We start from the raw sequence: 16,100 nt of genomic DNA on the forward strand, positions 1-16,100 counted from the left end.
TTAACATTTATCTGCGTCACAGGTGGCTGATAATATTCTTTATTATTAGTTACTTGTATTGGCTGCAGATAGTTTTCATAAAAATGGATAGAGTGATAATGGATCAGAAGTGTCAATGCAACAATGACAATAATCTCCAGAATTTCTGACAAAAGTGTGCTTCTGTGCTTGCATGAAGAGGATTTCATGCCTTTAATTGATACAAAAATAAGAGAGAGCGAAATGGAACGTACCGTAACAGTGCCCGCCGGTTATGTGAGGTATCTGCTGGATCTGGCAGAGGATCAGGGATTTGATGTGGATGAACTGTTGCAGCATGTTGAGCTGAACCGCGAAGATATTACCGGGCGCAATGAGCTGCCAGCCATTCAGCTTGGTTTACTTTACCAGCACATCATGTGGATAGCGCAGGATGAATCATTCGGCATGCTCAGTGGCGGTCGCGTGCCGAATGGCACCTTCCGCATGATGTGTCACTGCATTATCCACTGCCGTACGCTGGAGCGGGCGCTCTGGCGCTGCAGTGATTTTTACGAGATCTGTCGCGGCTCCAAGATCAAACCTCAGCTCGTGCGCCGTGGGCGCTATGCCAAGATATCCTTTGCCCCGATCGACTCGCTGTCTGATGCCGAGTTTGCACAGATGATGGCTCAGGAATCACCCACAAGAATCCGTACCTCTCTATCGATGTGGCATCATTTCATCAGTTGGTTGATCGGTTGTCGATTGGAGCTTAAAGCGGCCTATTTTGCTTTTCCCGAGCCGGACGATACGGATATGTTCCGGACACTGTTTCAATCCGAGATCAAGTTTGATCAGCACGAGAATGCTATCGTGTTTCCGTCACGTTTTCTGGATCTGCCATTGGCGCAGGATGAGGATACTCTGCGAGGTTTTCTGAAGACGGCACCCTTCCAGCTGATTGTGATGGTGGAGGACGATAACAGCCTCAAATCGCAGGTGATCTCGATGATCGGTAAGGATTTCAGCCGTAACCTGCCCAGTGCAGATGAGGTTGCTCACTCTCTGCATATGTCGGTGTCCACACTTCGCAGGCGTCTGCTGGAGGAGGGGACCTCTTATCAGAAGATCAAGGATGAGGCGCGGCGTGCTGCTGCGATCAACTACATGAACTCACCACAGCTGTCGATCAATGATGTGGCCATATTGATGGGTTTTGACGAGCCCTCGGCCTTCTTCCGATCTTTCAAGAAATGGACCGGAATGACGCCTGGTGATTACCGTCGCAGTGAGAATTATACACAGCTCTATCAGCGTTGATCCTGTCGCTTACAGGGCTCTGAACTCTGAGGTGGTACAAATTTTTTATTAAATATAATGAGTTTATCGTAAGTAAGGGTTGACATAATTTTCGAAGACGTTAGAATTTGCGCCCATCCTTTGGAGGGATGGCTGAGTGGTTGAAAGCACCGGTCTTGAAAACCGACGAGTCGCGAGGCTCCCAGGGTTCGAATCCCTGTCCCTCCGCCAAAGGATGAAAGTTGCAAACTGGATATTCCCTGATAGCTCAGTTGGTAGAGCAGTAGACTGTTAATCTATTGGTCGCTGGTTCGAGTCCAGCTCGGGGAGCCATCCTGGATAAAGAGCGGGTCGTTAGCTCAGTTGGTAGAGCAGTTGGCTTTTAACCAATTGGTCATAGGTTCGAATCCTATACGACCCACCACTCTTGACTCCGAATTTGAAGGGTCGTTAGCTCAGTTGGTAGAGCAGTTGGCTTTTAACCAATTGGTCATAGGTTCGAATCCTATACGACCCACCATTTTCATCTGTAGTTCTTCTGTAGTTCTTCTGTAGTTCTTCTGTAGTGCATCTTTAGCTCTTCTCCTCGTTTCTCAGACCTATGGCAATCACCTCCGTGTGATACAGGTCAGCATATCTGCTACAGCTCAGCTGTCCGGCTCCGGGCGATAATCGATTTGCAGCACCTCGTACCAGATCTCCTGACCATCAGGTTTTTGCAGCGTGATCTCATCACCGACGCTTTTCTTCAGTAATTGACGAGCCATGGGCGAGTCGACGCTGATATAACCCGGCTGGTCATCTATCTCGTCTGGGCCGACGATGCGATAACAAAACGTTCTATCCGCTTCATCACAGACGGTGACCCAGGCGCCGAAGTATACATGGCTGCGATCATCCGGCAGACGATCCACTACACTCATATCTTCCAGGCGCTTGGCCAGATAGCGCACGCGGCGATCAATTTCACGCAACTGCTTTTTACCATAGATGTACTCGGCATTTTCCGAGCGGTCGCCCTGTGCAGCGGCCTCTTTAACCGACTGTGTCACCTCTGGACGTTTAACTTTCCACAGATATTTCAGCTCCTCATTCAGGCGTTTATAGCCGGCTGCGGTGATATATTTTGCACTGCGAGGAGGGGGTTCGCGCCAACGTCCCATAACTATCTGATTTCCTGAATATAATCTTAAAGAAAAAAAGCTCTCTGCCGATTATAAAGGGACAGAGTCGGAGGTGCGATGCAGACAGAGATTATTCAGGCCAGAATTGAGACCTATACCGCCAGTCTGCCTCAGGCAGTGCAGGGCGGTGGTGGTGCTCAGTTCGGCTTCCTGCTGAGCCTGATCGCCTCCAATCTGGAGCGTACACCTGCGCCCACGAATCAAGCAGCAGTCGCTGATGGCAGTTTTACTCTGCCACAGACACACTCCCGTTACCCCGATCCCAACAGTCTGTTCAGTGATGAGGTGGTGGGGCGGCTGAATCAGTCGGTCAACAAGCGCCAGAGGGGGGAGTTCGCCTATCTGGTCAGTTATCTGGATATCAGGGCGCACACCCCTCAACGAGCGCCACTGCGCAACGATCACATTGCTCAGATGGGACTGGCCTCCCTCGGTGGCAAGATGCTGGCGCATATCGAACAGGCGCGCTCGACGCTGCAGGCTGTCGCCTGACATTCATGCCCTATTCTGCTAGGCTTGCCATCCTTTTCATATCTGGATCTATCATCTGTCCATGCAGGTCAAGAATCAACGTCAGGCGATGCTGCTGGCTTTAGCGGCTGTTTTTTTCTGGTCCACTGCGGCGACTGCGTTCAAACTGTCGCTGCAGGTGATGACACCTACCCAGCTGCTGGCCTGGTCAAGCCTGATCTCGATGCTGGTTCTGGCTGCTTTTGTCACTCACGAGAAGTGCTGGGGTGAGGCGTTCTCTGCGCTTCGGGCCAGGCCTGTCTATTATTTGGCGATGGGAGCACTCAATCCGTGCTGTTACTATCTGATTCTGTTTCAGGCTTATGATATGCTGCCGGCGCAACAGGCGCAGGCGCTCAACTATACCTGGGCGCTGATGCTGTCGGTGCTGGCCGTCCCACTGCTTAAACAACGCCTGACGCGGCGCGATATTGCGGCACTGTTGCTGGGCTATTCCGGCGCAGTGATTATTGCGACACGTGGTAATCTGCTGTCGCTGGAGTTCGACAGTGGGCTGGGTGTGTTGCTGGCGCTTGCCAGCACGGTTTTGTGGGCGCTCTACTGGATTCTCAACACCCGCTCTGCCACTACCCCTTCAGTCTCGCTGCTGCTGTGTTTCCTGCTCGGTACGCCTTTGGTGTGGCTGGTTATGCTGCTTCAGGGAGAAGTGGCGCTACCGGTCTGGCAGGGGCTTCTGGGGGCCGTATATGTCGGGCTGTTCGAGATGGGGTTGACCTTCATGCTCTGGCTGGCTGCCTTGCGCAGGGCCGAGCAGGTGAGTCGGATCGGGAACCTGATTTTTCTGTCCCCCTTTTTATCCTTGATTTTCATCAATCTGTTTCTGGGCGAAAGCGTTGTGGCAGCGACCTGGCTGGGGTTGGTGCTGATCATCACAGCGGTGATTTTTCAGCAGCGGGGCCGAACCGGCACTGCCGGTGGATGATCTTTCAGTCGGCTCCCCACTGGATTTTTTCCACAGAGCCCGCTTCAATGCGCCACCATTCGTCCGGATCATCACCTTCGCTCCATCCATTAGCGATGCATCTGACCTGAGCCTGCAGTTGCTCTGACGCCTCTGCCGCGCAATCCAGATCTTTTTCCCAGGGCGTGCTGTCGGAGCGAAACCAGACACTGGTCCAGGCTTTGCCGACCGCTTTCTCGTGGATCATCAATGACAGTGTCTTGCCCTGATAGCCAACCGTAATGTTGTGGATAAGACTGCCGCCAGGCTGTACCTGAACATCGTCGAAGCGAGTTTTCAGCCAGTCGGTGATAGTGCTCAGGGAGCAGTTCTTGATATAGATTTCAATGTCGGGATGGCGGTTTGTTGTCATCGTCCTGATCCAGAAAACGGAATATGCGAAGTATGCTGAGGCTGAGAAACCCCACAGCAGCGAGTATGCAGCCCAAACCCAGCAGGATCAAGCCAAACAGAGCAGTCAGCTCGGCTGTCAGAGAGGGTGTTATCAGAAACTCGGCACTGCCGATCAGTAGCAGCCCCACGAAAAAAACAGCGAATCCGGCACCTGTCAGTGCCAGATTCTCATAGTGTGCGTCGGCTCGACGGCGCAACCAGAGCCGCAGACGCGAAGGTTTCATCATCTGGCCAGCAGGCGCGCCAGAATATTCTCGTAAATATCTGACAGGGTATCGAGGTCCTTTACCCGCACGCGCTCATCAATCTTGTGGATCGTGGCATTGACCGGTCCTATCTCGACCACCTGCGCGCCAGTCGGTGCAATGAAGCGCCCGTCTGATGTGCCACCGGCTGTGGATAGTTCGGTATTGATGCCAGTTACGCTGTGAATCGCTGCGCGGCTGGCCTCCACGAGATCACCTGCCGCGGTCAGGAAGGGGTTGCCGGAGAGCACCCAGTCGATGTCCCACTCCAGCTTGTGGCGATCCAGTATCTCGCGTACGCGCTCCTTGAGCTGGTCGGCAGTGACTTCGGTCGAGAAACGGAAGTTGAATACCACCTCCATCTGCCCGGGTACAACGTTGGCAGCACCGGTGCCGGCGTGGATATTGGAGATCTGGAAACTGGTGGGCGGGAAGAACTCATTTCCTTCATCCCAGACTTCGGCGGCCAGTTCGGCCAGCGCGGCTGCGGCTTCATGTACTGGATTACGCACCAGGTGAGGATAGGCGACATGACCCTGTACTCCGCGCACAATCAGTGTGCCGGTGATGGAGCCACGACGGCCATTCTTTATCACATCCCCCACCTCGTCGGTGCTGGATGGTTCACCGACGATGCACCAGTCGATCTTCTCATTACGCGCTTCGAGGTGGTCCACGACACGTGTGGTGCCGTTGATAAACGGCCCTTCTTCATCACTGGTGATCAGCAGTGCAATGGAACCCTGATGATCCGGATGGTTGGCTATAAAGCGCTCCAGAGCCGTGATGAAGGAGGCGATGCCGCCTTTCATATCGGCAGCGCCGCGGCCATAGAGATAGCCCTCACGGAAGGTCGGCTCGAAAGGTGGTGACTGCCAGCGCTCCACCGGACCGGTTGGTACAACATCCGTGTGTCCTGCAAAGCAGAAGAGTGGGCGTTGCGTACCGCGGCGTGCCCAGAAATTGCTGACATCTTCAAACTGCATGCGCTCGATCGTGAAGCCCAGCGCCTCCAGTCGGCTGATCAGCAGCTCCTGACAACCGGCATCCTCCGGTGTGATGGAGGGACGGCTGATCAGGTCACAGGCAAGCTGCAGGGTTTCGGAGTGCTGGGTCATGTCAGATAGTTCCTTTGCTCAGGGTGCTTCCGTTGTTACGGCTTAAGAGTTGAATCAGTTATGCTTGTGCAGCTCTTCGTTAAGGGCGATCGCACTTTTATTGGTTTTCACCTCAATGCGGCCATTCAATGAGTTACGGCGGAACAGCAGATCGCTTTTACCGGCCAGTTCAGCTGCCTTGATCACGCTTACTTCCTGATTCTGGTCATCCAGCAGGACCACTTTGCTGCCACCCGTCACATAAAGACCTGCTTCAATCGTGCAACGATCACCCAGAGGGAGTCCCAGACCTGCGTTGGCACCCAGCAGGCAGTTTTCACCTACGGAGATCAAGACACTATTGCCGCCCGACAAGGTACCCATGGTTGAGCAGCCACCACCAAGATCCGAGCCATTACCGACCACGACACCTGCGGAGATGCGTCCTTCGACCATGCTGACGCCGAGTGTACCTGCGTTGAAGTTGATGAAGCCTTCATGCATCACTGTGGTGCCTTCGCCGACATGAGCACCGAGGCGGATACGGCTGGCATCGCCGACGCGTATCCCGGCAGGTACGACATAGTTGGTCATTTTCGGGAACTTGTCGACGGAGATCACATCCAGAACACGACCACTGGCACGAGCGGCCAGTTGGCGTTTAGGCAGGTCTTCCAGTGCAATGGCGCCCTCGGAGGTCCAGGCTACATTCGGCAGCAGGCCAAAAATGCCGCTCAGGTTCAGGCCATGCGGCTTGACCAGGCGATGTGACAGCAGGCTCAGTTTCAGATAAGCCTCTGCCGTGCTGGTGGGTTCTGCGTCAGTTTCCAGAAAGGTGACGACCAGAGGCTGTGGGGTACCCTCCAGAACCTCGGTTACTTCTGCCTGAGCTTCGGCGCCGACAGATAGAAAGGCAATCTCCAGATCTTTCAACTGTGCAGCACTGATTTCGATCGCCTGATTACCGCCGGTATAGCCCAGTTTCTCGGCTACGGCACTGATGATTGACTGTTCTGCGTTCAGCAGCGGGGCATTGTAATAGACCTCCAGCCACTGCCCGCTGGATGACTTGGTACCGACACCGACACCGAATGCAAAATTGCTCATGGGATACTCCAGAATGATTCGTTCAAAATAAAATTGTGAAAAAAAGGGTTCTTTACTCAGTTCAGCAATAGGCTCCGCCAGATATCAGTTCGGCAACAAACGAGACGCGTATTCATTTTCCTTGAAGCCGACATGGCAGCCATCGGCATAGGTCAGCACCGGGCGCTTGATCAGTGCCGGATGCTTCAGCATCAACGCCAGCAGGCCCGCATCATCCAGGCCGTCACGCTCACGTGCAGGCAACTGGCGCCAGGTGGTGCCGCGCTTGTTCAGCAGCGTGTCGATACCGACCGCCTTGCACCAGTCGGACAGCTGCTCGGCGCTCAGGCCATCTCGGCGAAAATCATGAAACTGATGTTCAAGCTGGTTGGCTTCAAGCCACTTGCGTGCCTTGCGCACCGTATCACAGTTGCTGATGCCATAAAGGGTAATCATTGTGCTCTCCTTGTTCAGTATTCAGAGCGACTCGATATAGGCTCTGATGCGCTCGGCAGCCTCAACGCACTCTTCAACCGTGGCCACCAGAGCCATGCGGATATAACCGGCACCTGGCAGTTGGCCATCCACCTCACGTGACAGATAGCGTCCTGGCAGTACGGTCAGATTCTGCTGTTCGAACAGTCCTCTGGCAAACAGGTCATCGGCGATGGGGGTTCTGGCCCAGAGATAGAAGCTGGCATCGGGAGCCTGCACATCCATCACCGGTGACAGTATCTCCACAACACGGGCAAATTTCTCACGGTACTGATTGCGGTTGTCGAGGACATGCCCCTCATCATGCCAGGCGGCGATGGATGCCAACTGGTGCTGAACCGGCATTGAACTGCCGTGATAGGTGCGATAGAGCAAGAATGGCTGCATCAGGCGTGCATCACCGGCAATGAAACCGGAGCGCATGCCGGGCAGGTTGGAGCGCTTGGACAGACTATGGAACACCACGCAGTTGCGATAGTCATGGCGCCCCAGCTCGGCACAGGCTTGCAGCAGGCCGGCCGGTGGCTGCTGTTCGTCCAGGTAGATCTCCGAGTAGCACTCATCAGAAGCGATGATGAAGTCGTGTTCATCTGCCAGCGCAATCAGTTTTTTCAGCGTTGCGATGTCGTGTACTGCACCGGTTGGGTTGCCGGGTGAGCAGATGAACAGCAACTGGCAACGCTGCCAGATCTCGGCCGGCACGGCATCGTAGTCGGGAATGAATCCCCTGTCAGCAACACAGTTCAGATACCAGGGTTCAGCACCGGCCAGATAGGCGGAGCCTTCGTAGATCTGATAAAAGGGGTTGGGCGAAATCACCAGGGCATCGGGTTTGCGCTCAACCGCCGCCTGGGTGAAGGCAAAGATCGCTTCACGGGTACCGTTCACTGGCAGGACATGCTGCTCGGGATCAAGGCTGCCAGCCTCTAACAGGAAGCGTTTTTCACACCAGCCGGCAATCGCCTGGCGCAGCTCCAGCAGCCCCTTGGTTGTAGGGTAGTTGGACAGCAGCGACAGGTTGTTACGCAGCACATCCGTGACGAAAGAGGGTGAAGCATGTTTTGGCTCACCGATACCGAGTGAGATATGCTCCAGGTCTGCATTCGGCGTGACACCTGCCTTCAGGGCGGCCAGTTTTTCAAATGGGTAGGGCTGAAGTCTGTCGAGATCAAGGTTCATGCGATCATCACTCTGGCGGCTGCTGAAAAGTCGGACCAGAAAGTATACCGGATGGCGCTCTTCTGGCCAATTCACGCTGCCAACAATTTGACCGGCGCTCCTGAGTTGTTATCTCCTGGCTGTCACTCCTGGCCGGTCAGGTGCATCGGATCAAGCAGCTTCTGCAGTCTGGCGCGGCTGATATCGGTTTCTTCTGCCGCAACATCGATAATCGGTCGCCCCTGCTGGTAGGCGCTTTTGGCTACGGCTGCGGCTTTTTCATAACCGATCAGGGAGTTGAGCGCGGTTACCAGAATCGGGTTTCTGGCCAGTACCTCCTCGATTCGCGCCTGATTCACGGTGAAGCCTGCGATCGCCTTGTCAGCCAGCGTCACGGCGGAGTTGGCCAGCAACATTTCGCTTTGCAACAGGTTATAGGCGATCAGAGGCAACATCGTATTCAGCTGAAAGTTGCCATGCTGGGCACAGATCATGACTGTGGTGTCGTTGCCCATCACCTGAGCGGCCACCATCATCACCGATTCCGAGATCACCGGATTGACCTTGCCCGGCATGATGGAGGAGCCGGGCTGCAGGGCTGGCAGGGCTATCTCGCCCAGGCCCGCCAGGGGCCCCGAGTTCATCCAGCGCAGATCATTGGCGATCTTCATCAATGCTGTGGCGCAGACTTTCAACTGACCTGATAACTCCAGTGCCGTATCCTGGCTCGACAGCAGGATAAAACGGTTATTGGCTGTCTGTACTTTGAGTCCGGTTCGTTCGCGCAGATGGTGGGCAAACAGGTGTGGAAAGCCTTCAGGTGCATTCAAACCTGTCCCCACGGCTGTCCCTCCCTGGGCCAGAAGTGACAGGCGTGGTTTGACTTGCTGCAGACGCTGGATGCAATCATGAATCTGTGCAGCCCAGGCAGACACCTCCTGACTCAGGCTGATCGGCACGGCATCCATCAGGTGAGTGCGCCCGGTTTTGACAATACCACTGAGGCTATCCGACTTCAGCTCCAGTACCTCCATCAGATGATTCAGTGCGGGAAGCAGTGTATGTTCCAGCGCCTGCAGAGCGCTCAGATGAATCGCGGTGGGAATGACATCATTGGAGCTCTGGCTCATGTTCACCTGGTCATTGGGGTGCACCCTGAGCTGACGATCGCGCCAGATCAACCCGCTGATCACCTCATTCATGTTCATGTTGGTACTGGTGCCTGAACCAGTCTGGAACAGATCAACCGGGAACTGATCTGCCGCTTCACCGGCAATGATCTGATCACAGGCAGCGATGATCGCTTCAGCCACCTCTGGCTCCAGCAGCTCCAGTTCAGCGTTGGTCAGGGCGGCTGCGGCCTTGATCTGGGCAACGGCTGCGATGAAAGAGGCAGGGAGGCGCAGGTCGCTGATCTGAAAGTTATCCACAGCGCGCTGAGTCTGAGCGCCATAAAGGGCATGATCCGGTACCTGCACCTCTCCCATGCTGTCATGTTCTGTGCGTTGTCTGATCATGGTTCCTCCTGTTGTTGGCCTGATTCAAGTATGGATCCGATGGCTGGAATTACCAACTTACTGTAAACAAGGCATAATGGCGGGCAACGACAGTAACAGAGGTTATTGCATGAGTGTACTGGCACACTGGCCCAGGCGGAGCTTCGGGCTCAGTCAGCAGGAGTTGCAGCAGGCAGTACGTGCGGTGGAGGCTGAATTTGCTTCAACGCTGGAGTCGCTGCGTGTGGATATCGGCCTCAAGGAGATGATCGAAGAGATCTATGTGCCTCTGGGTGGCTGGATCACGTCGATTCAACGTCGCAAGGGTGGTCCCCTGGTGGTCGGGATCAACGGTGCTCAGGGGGCTGGGAAATCGACCTTGTCGAATCTGTTGGAGGTGACGCTGGGTGAGGGGTTTGGCCTCCGTGTTGTCAGCTTTTCGATTGATGATCTCTATAAGACCCGGGCCGAGAGAGAGATTTTGTCCAGAGATGTGCACCCTTTGCTCCTTACCCGAGGTGTACCCGGTACCCATGATGTGGCACTTGGCATGGAGATACTGGCCTCCCTGATGTCAGCAGAACCTGATCGGGTCACCAAGATACCGGTGTTTGATAAATCGATTGATGATCGTTGCCCGACCTCGGTGTGGCAGGAATGGGTGGGGCCAGCGGATGTGATTCTGTTTGAAGGCTGGTGTGTAGGTGCCAGAGAGCAGAGTGATGCTGAACTGCGGCACCCGATCAATGCGCTGGAGCAAGAAGAGGATGCTGATGGCAGCTGGCGGCACTATGTCAACAAACAACTCGGCAGTGTTTATGCAGAGTTGTTTGCAAAGGTCGATCTGTTGCTGATGCTGCAGGTGCCCAGTATGCAGGCGGTATATGAATGGCGTTCGCAACAGGAAAAAAAACTGGCTGAGCGGATGCGCTATATCCATGATACCCAGTTACCGGCGGATCATCTGAAAATCATGAATGAGTCGCAGATAGAGCGTTTCATACAGCACTATGAAAGACTCACCTGTGCCATGCTGTCTGAGATGCCCGCACGTGCCGATGTAACGCTGCGCCTGAATCAGAACCACAAGATCAGCGATATTCTGGTGAACCGCAACGGTTGATTTTTTGAGTCAGATAGGCAGCAGCGTAAAGGACGCCACGCTGTGCACCACTTTATTGATGCTGCGATTCGTCTTGTCTGAAATGATGCGTGCCATCATATCCTGATGGGCTATCAGTTTACCGAACAGGCGTTCAAAACTGAGATTCTGTGCATACTCATCCAGCCCGTTGGTCAGCAAAAAAAGTTCGCCGTTGCTCTGTCGTCTGTTACTGAGCTGCCAGACCACGACTTCAATATTACGCGCGCTATTATAGAGCTTCTGCTGATTGATCTCATCCAGTATGTAGAAGGTGTCCTTGTAGTTATAGGCGGCATGAAGCATGCCGCTGATCCCTACCATCAGAGCAAAGACCCTGTCGCCCTGAAATGCCGGGTCAAACGCAAGGGGTACCGCATCAACCCCATAGCGATTGTTCAGCTCAGGATGAGTGATCAGACGAGGTGAGCTGAACAGCAGATCAAGCCGCTGATCCAGGGTCATTCCGGGTGGCCCCTTTGCCATCTCGCGGGGGTTGCGAAGATAGAGCTTGATGGTCAGCTCTCGAGCCAGGGCGGTCACCTCTTCGACATGTGCATCAGCTACCATGTCGATATCGGTTTTAGCGAGGCTCTTGATATTGAAAGGGCGATCACCGGGCGTGGCGCAACCTGACAACAGCATCAGGGACAGGCAGTAAAGCAGGTATTTGAACGTTGTGTATCTTTTTCTTATCACCTTCATCCCTTATCTTTGTCCGTCCTGTCAGCGGTTGTCGGCCTGCAGCAACTGAAAGTGCGAGCCATCACTCACCGGCTCAGCTGCATCCGGTGTGGTGAATTCTATGCCACCGGCCAGGATCGTTTCCAGACTTTGTGCACTGATATCAACACCTTTGAATAAACCGGCACTGGCTCTGAGCCCACCGATATTACGAAAAACACTGCTCTGATTGATCAGTTGTTCATATCGAGGTCGGATATTGGCGTAGATTTCGACTCGACTGGCATCCTGACTGAGCTGGAATCCGGTGATCTGACCGACAGCCACGCCGCGATGAAACACATTGCTGCCGACAGCGATTGATCCCAGTGTTGGCGAGGTCAGGACCAGGTTGAGCCCGGGTCTGGGGCGCCACGCAGGGGGTTCATCAAGCGCGACAAAACGGCTCGTCTCCTCACCTCTGCCCGGCTCGACAGCGACATGATTGCCGGTAAGCAGCCCCTCGGCATGCTCGATTCCTGTCAGGCGGATCTGAGGCTCCACCACCCAGAAAGCGGTGCCACTGCGAGCCAGGAAATGCCCCTCCTGATAGAGGATTGCCTGGGCCAGCAGTCGCCCGGTACTGTCGAGCACCTTCAGATTATCGATCATGCCCACCACCTGATCACGAAAGCGTATCTGGCTGCCGGCCTGCAGCGATGGGCCGGGTGGGAACTCTATCTGAATGGATAAGTAATTCTCCCGGCTGGCTCGCTCATCAGGGTAAAGTGTGAAGGGCTGTCCGGCAATTGCCGGAGCCCCATTGGTGTCGGATGAGAAGGCAATGCCGCCGGTGGCAATTGCAGCCAGACTGGAGGTCTCTACCTGCAGACCCTGTTGCAGATCAAAGCGGGAGCGTATACCGCTGGCATTCCAGAAGCGTGAACCTTCCCGCACCAGATGCTGATAGCGTTGACGGATCATGGCGTGAACGATCACCTCATCGCCTGAGTCGCTCAACTCATGACCGAGCACTTCACCAACGGCCATTTCGCGATAGAGTATCGGGCTGCCGCGTCGGATAGATCCCAGGGTATCGGCTCTCAACTGAACTGCCAGTCCAGTGAAGCTGGCCGGAAGAATCGCAGGTGTTTCAACGGCACGAAAACGAAAACGTTCACCTCCGGCCCCCGGGATCAGCTCAACATGCTGGCCACGCAGCAGGTTCTGCAGACTGGGTTGTTCGTTGAACAGGTCTGCACGGCTGATCCAGAAACGGCTGCCTTCCCTGAGCAGCCCACGGGCACGAGGGTCTATCAGCAGGCGTGCCTGCAGGTTTTGCAGATCATCGCTGATACGGGTTCCGGTAACGCGACCTATCTGTACACCACGACTGAACACCTCGGTTCCCTCCTTTAGGTAGGTGGTGCCGGGAAACTCCACATACACCTGAATACCATCTGCAGCTGCTTCGTAGCTTGGATAGAGCATGAACTGATCACCCCGCTCAGCCAGGGGCACATCGCCGTTATCGGGTGTATGTACCTGAATACCACCGGCCAGAATTGAGGCCAGTGAGCCCATGCGAAGCGTAAGGTCCGGCAGGTTGGCACTGACCTCTATGCCACTGGCATTCCAGAAGCGTGAATGCTTGCGAATCAGGTGGCTGTAGTGCGGATCTATGTAGAGATCGACAATGACCTGCTGATAGTCGTCAGTCAGCCGGTAGTCGAGTACTCTGCCAATCTCCATATCACGGAAATAAACCGGAGAGCCGCGGTTGAGTGAGCGGGCAGATTCGGCATAGAGGGAGATATACAACCCCTCCTCATCATGTTCTGCGATGAGTGCATCCGGTGTGGCAGTGAACTGACGTGCGGGTGCTCCTGTACCGGGTCTGACACCGATGTAGTAGCCTGAAAGGAGTGTTTCCAGCCCGCTGACGCCGGACAGGGATACCTCAGGCTTGACCAGCCAGAACAGCGTATCCTCTGTCAGCAGGGGTTCGGCGCTGGCGTGCATCTCAATCCGCGCGGTGATGGTGCGCATATCTTCATTCAGATGCATGGAGCGGACTTCACCGGTGGGCAGACCCTTGTACAGCACGCGTGTTTTGCCCGATTCCAGTCCCTCGGCCGAATTGAACACCACATTAATCATGATGCCGGCTTCGGTGTAGCTCTTGTATCCCAGCCAGCCTGCAATCAGGGCGGCCAGCAGTGGCAGCAGCCATACGACAGAGGGCCCCTTGTGTTGACGGATCACCGCCCGCTCAGGTATCGGCTCGTTGCTCATCAGTATGCGTATCCTGTGTCATATGTCGGTCCCAGATGAGACGTGTATCAAAACTGTTGGCGGCCAGCATGGTGCAGATCACTACACCAGCAAAAGCGGTTGCTCCCGGCTGTCCGCTGATCTGGGCAATATTGCCCAGTTGGACCAGTGCGACCAGAGCGGCGACAACAAAAATATCCAGCATCGACCAGCGGCCTATCCAGTGAACAATACGAAACATGGCCATCTTCTGTTGCATGTTGGTCGTCCACCCCAGTTGCAACGCGGCCAGCATGATCAGCAATCCCAGTAGTTTGCCGAGTGGTATCAGTACACTGGCAGCCAGGACCACGAACGCAATACCGTACATGCCATGACTGCCCAGTTCAATGACACCGCCGATGATGGTGGCCGGTTGCTGATGGCCTAGGCTGGTGATCTGCATGATGGGCAGAAGATTTGCTGGCAAAAGCAGAAAAGAGGCGGTCAGAATCAGTGCCCAGGTGCGGATCATGGCGTTGGGCTTGCGCACATGCAACTCGGCACCACAGCGTCTGCAGTATTCGCCCTCCATGCTCAGCGGCCAGAGTGCGTGGCAGTCAGGGCAGGTGAGTAGCCCGGCGTCCATTGCATTATTTCCGATCCCCGGTCTGCTATTCATGCTGCTTCTTACCTATCTGATGCCAGAACAGATCATGATCCAGCATCGACGAACTCAGCGTGGTCACGATAATCAACCCACCCAGACAGAGGAGGCCGATGCCGGGTAGCAGAGTGGCCATGGAGCTGAGTTTGATGATCGATACCAGAGTGCCGAGCAGGTAGACCTCCAGCATGCCCCATTCATCAAGATGTTGATAACTGCGCATGGCGAAAGGCATCCCCGGCAGTTTTATGGATAAATGCAGTGCCAGGCTGACCCAGAAGAGTAGCAGCAGCTTGCAGGCAGGCACGATCATGGCAAACAACAGTACCAGCAGAGCCAGAAACCACAGGCCATCACTGAACAGTGCCATGGCGCTGGTGAAGATGGTCTGACTTTGAGCATTGCCCATCAACTCAAGTGTCAGCAGGGGATAAGAGACTGCAGGTAGAATCAGAATCAGACCAGCACAGGAAAGCGCCAGGCTGCGCTCGATACTGTTGTGTCTGGCGGAAATGAGTGTGGAACCGCAACGCGGGCATCGTGCCGCCTGACTATCCAGAATGATAGGGCGTTGCAGCAGCAGGTCACACTCGTGACAGGCGATCAGTTCGGCTTGTTCAGGAGTCATTGGCAGCATCTGGCAGTGTGTAGAAGCCTGCATCAAATTTCTGGAAATACTGTTGGTAGCGTCCGGTGTCTCGAAAAATCTTTAAACGCCTGTTAAATCGTGTCATCAAGTCACCACTGGTGTCCAGCGATCTGGGAAAGAGTAGAAAACTGTTATTATTCAAAAGTGGTAAAGGGTGGTGGGTAAAAAGTGACGCATCAACCTGAGGTAGACTCTGGTTCAGAGTGTAGTACCCGACACTGCGCTCTTCGGGAAATGCATCGATATAGCCTGCCAGCAAACGCATGAAATTCTGCTGTGTTGAACCGACACGTTCGATAGAGAAGAGTCCGGACTCAAGAGCTCGGTCAAAATCCGGTCCATAGCTGTAGCCGATACCACCACCCAGCGCCATACCTTCCAGATCCTCCACGTTTGTCCAATCAAACGCTTGTTCGGCCAGATGGAAAAATACGAACTGCTCCTCCAGTACGGGGTCACTGTAATGAAAATCTGTCTCACGATCCGGCTGGTGCATCCAGATAGCTGTTGCAGCAAAGTGGCCGTCAGCCGCATCTGTATAGGCCCTGCCCCAGGGAAGAAACTCAAAACGGGCTTCGATATTTTCGGCCGCGAAAATATCGGAAATCAGATGAGCGATGAAACCCTGATGCATCTGCTGCTGAGAAAGAAAAGGTGGCCATTCACCGACACTGATAGTGATTTCATGCTCTGCCGCAAACGACGTCACTGAATTAATCAGTACAGTGAAAATAAAAATCAGGCGCAAAATGCGCATCATCTGCTGCTCCCTTGATATTAAGGCAATACTATTGAAATCATCCTTGATGGCAGCGTGGCAC

17 protein-coding genes and 4 tRNA genes are annotated in these 16,100 nt (G+C 54.5%); 8 read left to right on the forward strand and 13 right to left on the reverse strand.

From position 1 onward, the window contains the following. Window positions 1-222: 222 nt before the first annotated feature. The 5 genes from F7R27_RS03415 (at window position 223) to F7R27_RS03435 (ending at window position 1,780) form a co-directional block, all read left to right on the forward strand. Window positions 223-1,281, forward strand: coding sequence for an AraC family transcriptional regulator (locus tag F7R27_RS03415; RefSeq protein WP_151702826.1), 1,059 nt, complete (start codon window positions 223-225; stop codon window positions 1,279-1,281). Between the two features lie 122 nt (window positions 1,282-1,403). Continuing rightward, window positions 1,404-1,491: transfer RNA gene (locus tag F7R27_RS03420), tRNA-Ser, on the forward strand. A 26-nt stretch (window positions 1,492-1,517) separates the two neighbouring features. Beyond that, window positions 1,518-1,593: transfer RNA gene (locus tag F7R27_RS03425), tRNA-Asn, on the forward strand. A 15-nt stretch (window positions 1,594-1,608) separates the two neighbouring features. Further along, window positions 1,609-1,684 (forward strand) — tRNA-Lys (locus F7R27_RS03430). A 20-nt stretch (window positions 1,685-1,704) separates the two neighbouring features. Then, a tRNA-Lys gene (locus F7R27_RS03435) sits at window positions 1,705-1,780 on the forward strand. 127 nt (window positions 1,781-1,907) lie between these two features. Here the strand turns inward: F7R27_RS03435 and greB are convergent. Next, window positions 1,908-2,423, reverse strand: coding sequence for a transcription elongation factor GreB (gene greB / locus F7R27_RS03440; RefSeq protein WP_151702827.1), 516 nt, complete (start codon window positions 2,421-2,423; stop codon window positions 1,908-1,910). Window positions 2,424-2,501: 78 nt separating this feature from the next. On the opposite strand from greB, the gene F7R27_RS03445 reads away from it, so the two are divergent. Together F7R27_RS03445 and F7R27_RS03450 are read left to right on the forward strand one after the other, a co-directional pair. Continuing rightward, window positions 2,502-2,936, forward strand: coding sequence for a hypothetical protein (locus F7R27_RS03445; protein WP_151702828.1), 435 nt, complete (start codon window positions 2,502-2,504; stop codon window positions 2,934-2,936). 61 nt (window positions 2,937-2,997) lie between these two features. Further along, window positions 2,998-3,897: a DMT family transporter gene (locus tag F7R27_RS03450; protein WP_151702829.1), complete on the forward strand. Its 900-nt coding sequence runs from the start codon at window positions 2,998-3,000 to the stop codon at window positions 3,895-3,897. Window positions 3,898-3,901: 4 nt separating this feature from the next. On the opposite strand, the gene F7R27_RS03455 is transcribed toward F7R27_RS03450, so the two are convergent. The 7 genes from F7R27_RS03455 to F7R27_RS03485 all read right to left on the reverse strand — a co-directional run bounded on the left by F7R27_RS03455 (window position 3,902) and on the right by F7R27_RS03485 (window position 9,927). After that, a complete protein-coding gene (locus tag F7R27_RS03455) occupies window positions 3,902-4,288 on the reverse strand; it encodes a hypothetical protein (RefSeq protein ID WP_151702830.1) in 387 nt (128 codons plus the stop codon). Continuing rightward, a complete protein-coding gene (locus F7R27_RS03460; protein WP_151702831.1) occupies window positions 4,260-4,556 on the reverse strand; it encodes a hypothetical protein in 297 nt (98 codons plus the stop codon). Before F7R27_RS03460 ends, F7R27_RS03455 begins: the two co-directional genes overlap by 29 nt. Further along, window positions 4,553-5,692: a succinyl-diaminopimelate desuccinylase gene (gene dapE, locus F7R27_RS03465; RefSeq protein ID WP_151702832.1), complete on the reverse strand. Its 1,140-nt coding sequence runs from the start codon at window positions 5,690-5,692 to the stop codon at window positions 4,553-4,555. Before dapE ends, F7R27_RS03460 begins: the two co-directional genes overlap by 4 nt. A gap of 54 nt (window positions 5,693-5,746) precedes the next feature. Continuing rightward, window positions 5,747-6,778 carry a 2,3,4,5-tetrahydropyridine-2,6-dicarboxylate N-succinyltransferase gene (gene dapD / locus F7R27_RS03470; protein ID WP_151702833.1) on the reverse strand — a complete coding sequence of 344 codons (1,032 nt, stop codon included), beginning with the start codon at window positions 6,776-6,778 and terminating at the stop codon, window positions 5,747-5,749. Between the two features lie 84 nt (window positions 6,779-6,862). Then, window positions 6,863-7,213, reverse strand: a complete 351-nt coding sequence (locus F7R27_RS03475; protein WP_151702834.1) for an ArsC family reductase — start codon at window positions 7,211-7,213, stop codon at window positions 6,863-6,865. Window positions 7,214-7,234: 21 nt separating this feature from the next. Beyond that, window positions 7,235-8,431 carry a succinyldiaminopimelate transaminase gene (gene dapC, locus F7R27_RS03480; RefSeq protein ID WP_151703237.1) on the reverse strand — a complete coding sequence of 399 codons (1,197 nt, stop codon included), beginning with the start codon at window positions 8,429-8,431 and terminating at the stop codon, window positions 7,235-7,237. Window positions 8,432-8,553: 122 nt separating this feature from the next. Then, complete coding sequence (locus F7R27_RS03485) at window positions 8,554-9,927, reverse strand: class II fumarate hydratase (RefSeq protein ID WP_151702835.1); 1,374 nt, start codon at window positions 9,925-9,927, stop codon at window positions 8,554-8,556. A gap of 109 nt (window positions 9,928-10,036) precedes the next feature. Here F7R27_RS03485 and F7R27_RS03490 point away from each other — a divergent pair, with 109 nt between their 5' ends. Continuing rightward, window positions 10,037-11,029, forward strand: coding sequence for a hypothetical protein (locus tag F7R27_RS03490; RefSeq protein WP_151702836.1), 993 nt, complete (start codon window positions 10,037-10,039; stop codon window positions 11,027-11,029). Between the two features lie 9 nt (window positions 11,030-11,038). Here F7R27_RS03490 and F7R27_RS03495 read toward each other — a convergent pair whose 3' ends face one another. Genes F7R27_RS03495 through F7R27_RS03515 form a run of 5 tightly spaced genes read right to left on the reverse strand, consistent with a single transcriptional unit; the run spans window position 11,039 to window position 16,039 of the window. Then, a complete protein-coding gene (locus tag F7R27_RS03495; RefSeq protein ID WP_240776214.1) occupies window positions 11,039-11,746 on the reverse strand; it encodes a hypothetical protein in 708 nt (235 codons plus the stop codon). A 27-nt stretch (window positions 11,747-11,773) separates the two neighbouring features. Further along, window positions 11,774-14,005, reverse strand: a complete 2,232-nt coding sequence (locus F7R27_RS03500; RefSeq protein ID WP_151702838.1) for a PqiB family protein — start codon at window positions 14,003-14,005, stop codon at window positions 11,774-11,776. Next, on the reverse strand, window positions 13,983-14,645 hold the full coding sequence (locus F7R27_RS03505) for a paraquat-inducible protein A (protein WP_151702839.1): 663 nt from the start codon (window positions 14,643-14,645) through the stop codon (window positions 13,983-13,985). Before F7R27_RS03505 ends, F7R27_RS03500 begins: the two co-directional genes overlap by 23 nt. Beyond that, window positions 14,638-15,258, reverse strand: coding sequence for a paraquat-inducible protein A (locus F7R27_RS03510; protein ID WP_168927415.1), 621 nt, complete (start codon window positions 15,256-15,258; stop codon window positions 14,638-14,640). Before F7R27_RS03510 ends, F7R27_RS03505 begins: the two co-directional genes overlap by 8 nt. Further along, window positions 15,248-16,039, reverse strand: a complete 792-nt coding sequence (locus tag F7R27_RS03515; RefSeq protein ID WP_151702841.1) for a substrate-binding periplasmic protein — start codon at window positions 16,037-16,039, stop codon at window positions 15,248-15,250. Before F7R27_RS03515 ends, F7R27_RS03510 begins: the two co-directional genes overlap by 11 nt. Window positions 16,040-16,100 lie beyond the last annotated feature (61 nt).

It is taken from the genome of Nitrincola alkalilacustris, from assembly GCF_008973755.1.
In the GTDB taxonomy this organism is placed as follows: domain Bacteria; phylum Pseudomonadota; class Gammaproteobacteria; order Pseudomonadales; family Balneatricaceae; genus Nitrincola; species Nitrincola alkalilacustris.

Bases quoted from the DNA above. Each gene is read 5' to 3' on its own strand.
- dapC (WP_151703237.1), bottom strand. From the start codon at position 8,431: ATGAACCTTGATCTCGACAGACTTCAGCCCTACCCATTTGAAAAACTG.
- greB (WP_151702827.1), bottom strand. From the start codon at position 2,423: ATGGGACGTTGGCGCGAACCCCCTCCTCGCAGTGCAAAATATATCACC.
- F7R27_RS03450 (WP_151702829.1), top strand. From the start codon at position 2,998: ATGCAGGTCAAGAATCAACGTCAGGCGATGCTGCTGGCTTTAGCGGCT.
- F7R27_RS03515 (WP_151702841.1), bottom strand. From the start codon at position 16,039: ATGATGCGCATTTTGCGCCTGATTTTTATTTTCACTGTACTGATTAAT.
- F7R27_RS03505 (WP_151702839.1), bottom strand. From the start codon at position 14,645: ATGAATAGCAGACCGGGGATCGGAAATAATGCAATGGACGCCGGGCTA.
- dapD (WP_151702833.1), bottom strand. From the start codon at position 6,778: ATGAGCAATTTTGCATTCGGTGTCGGTGTCGGTACCAAGTCATCCAGC.
- F7R27_RS03445 (WP_151702828.1), top strand. From the start codon at position 2,502: ATGCAGACAGAGATTATTCAGGCCAGAATTGAGACCTATACCGCCAGT.
- F7R27_RS03455 (WP_151702830.1), bottom strand. From the start codon at position 4,288: ATGACAACAAACCGCCATCCCGACATTGAAATCTATATCAAGAACTGC.
- F7R27_RS03510 (WP_168927415.1), bottom strand. From the start codon at position 15,258: ATGACTCCTGAACAAGCCGAACTGATCGCCTGTCACGAGTGTGACCTG.
- F7R27_RS03485 (WP_151702835.1), bottom strand. From the start codon at position 9,927: ATGATCAGACAACGCACAGAACATGACAGCATGGGAGAGGTGCAGGTA.
- F7R27_RS03415 (WP_151702826.1), top strand. From the start codon at position 223: ATGGAACGTACCGTAACAGTGCCCGCCGGTTATGTGAGGTATCTGCTG.
- F7R27_RS03460 (WP_151702831.1), bottom strand. From the start codon at position 4,556: ATGATGAAACCTTCGCGTCTGCGGCTCTGGTTGCGCCGTCGAGCCGAC.
- dapE (WP_151702832.1), bottom strand. From the start codon at position 5,692: ATGACCCAGCACTCCGAAACCCTGCAGCTTGCCTGTGACCTGATCAGC.
- F7R27_RS03500 (WP_151702838.1), bottom strand. From the start codon at position 14,005: ATGAGCAACGAGCCGATACCTGAGCGGGCGGTGATCCGTCAACACAAG.
- F7R27_RS03490 (WP_151702836.1), top strand. From the start codon at position 10,037: ATGAGTGTACTGGCACACTGGCCCAGGCGGAGCTTCGGGCTCAGTCAG.
- F7R27_RS03475 (WP_151702834.1), bottom strand. From the start codon at position 7,213: ATGATTACCCTTTATGGCATCAGCAACTGTGATACGGTGCGCAAGGCA.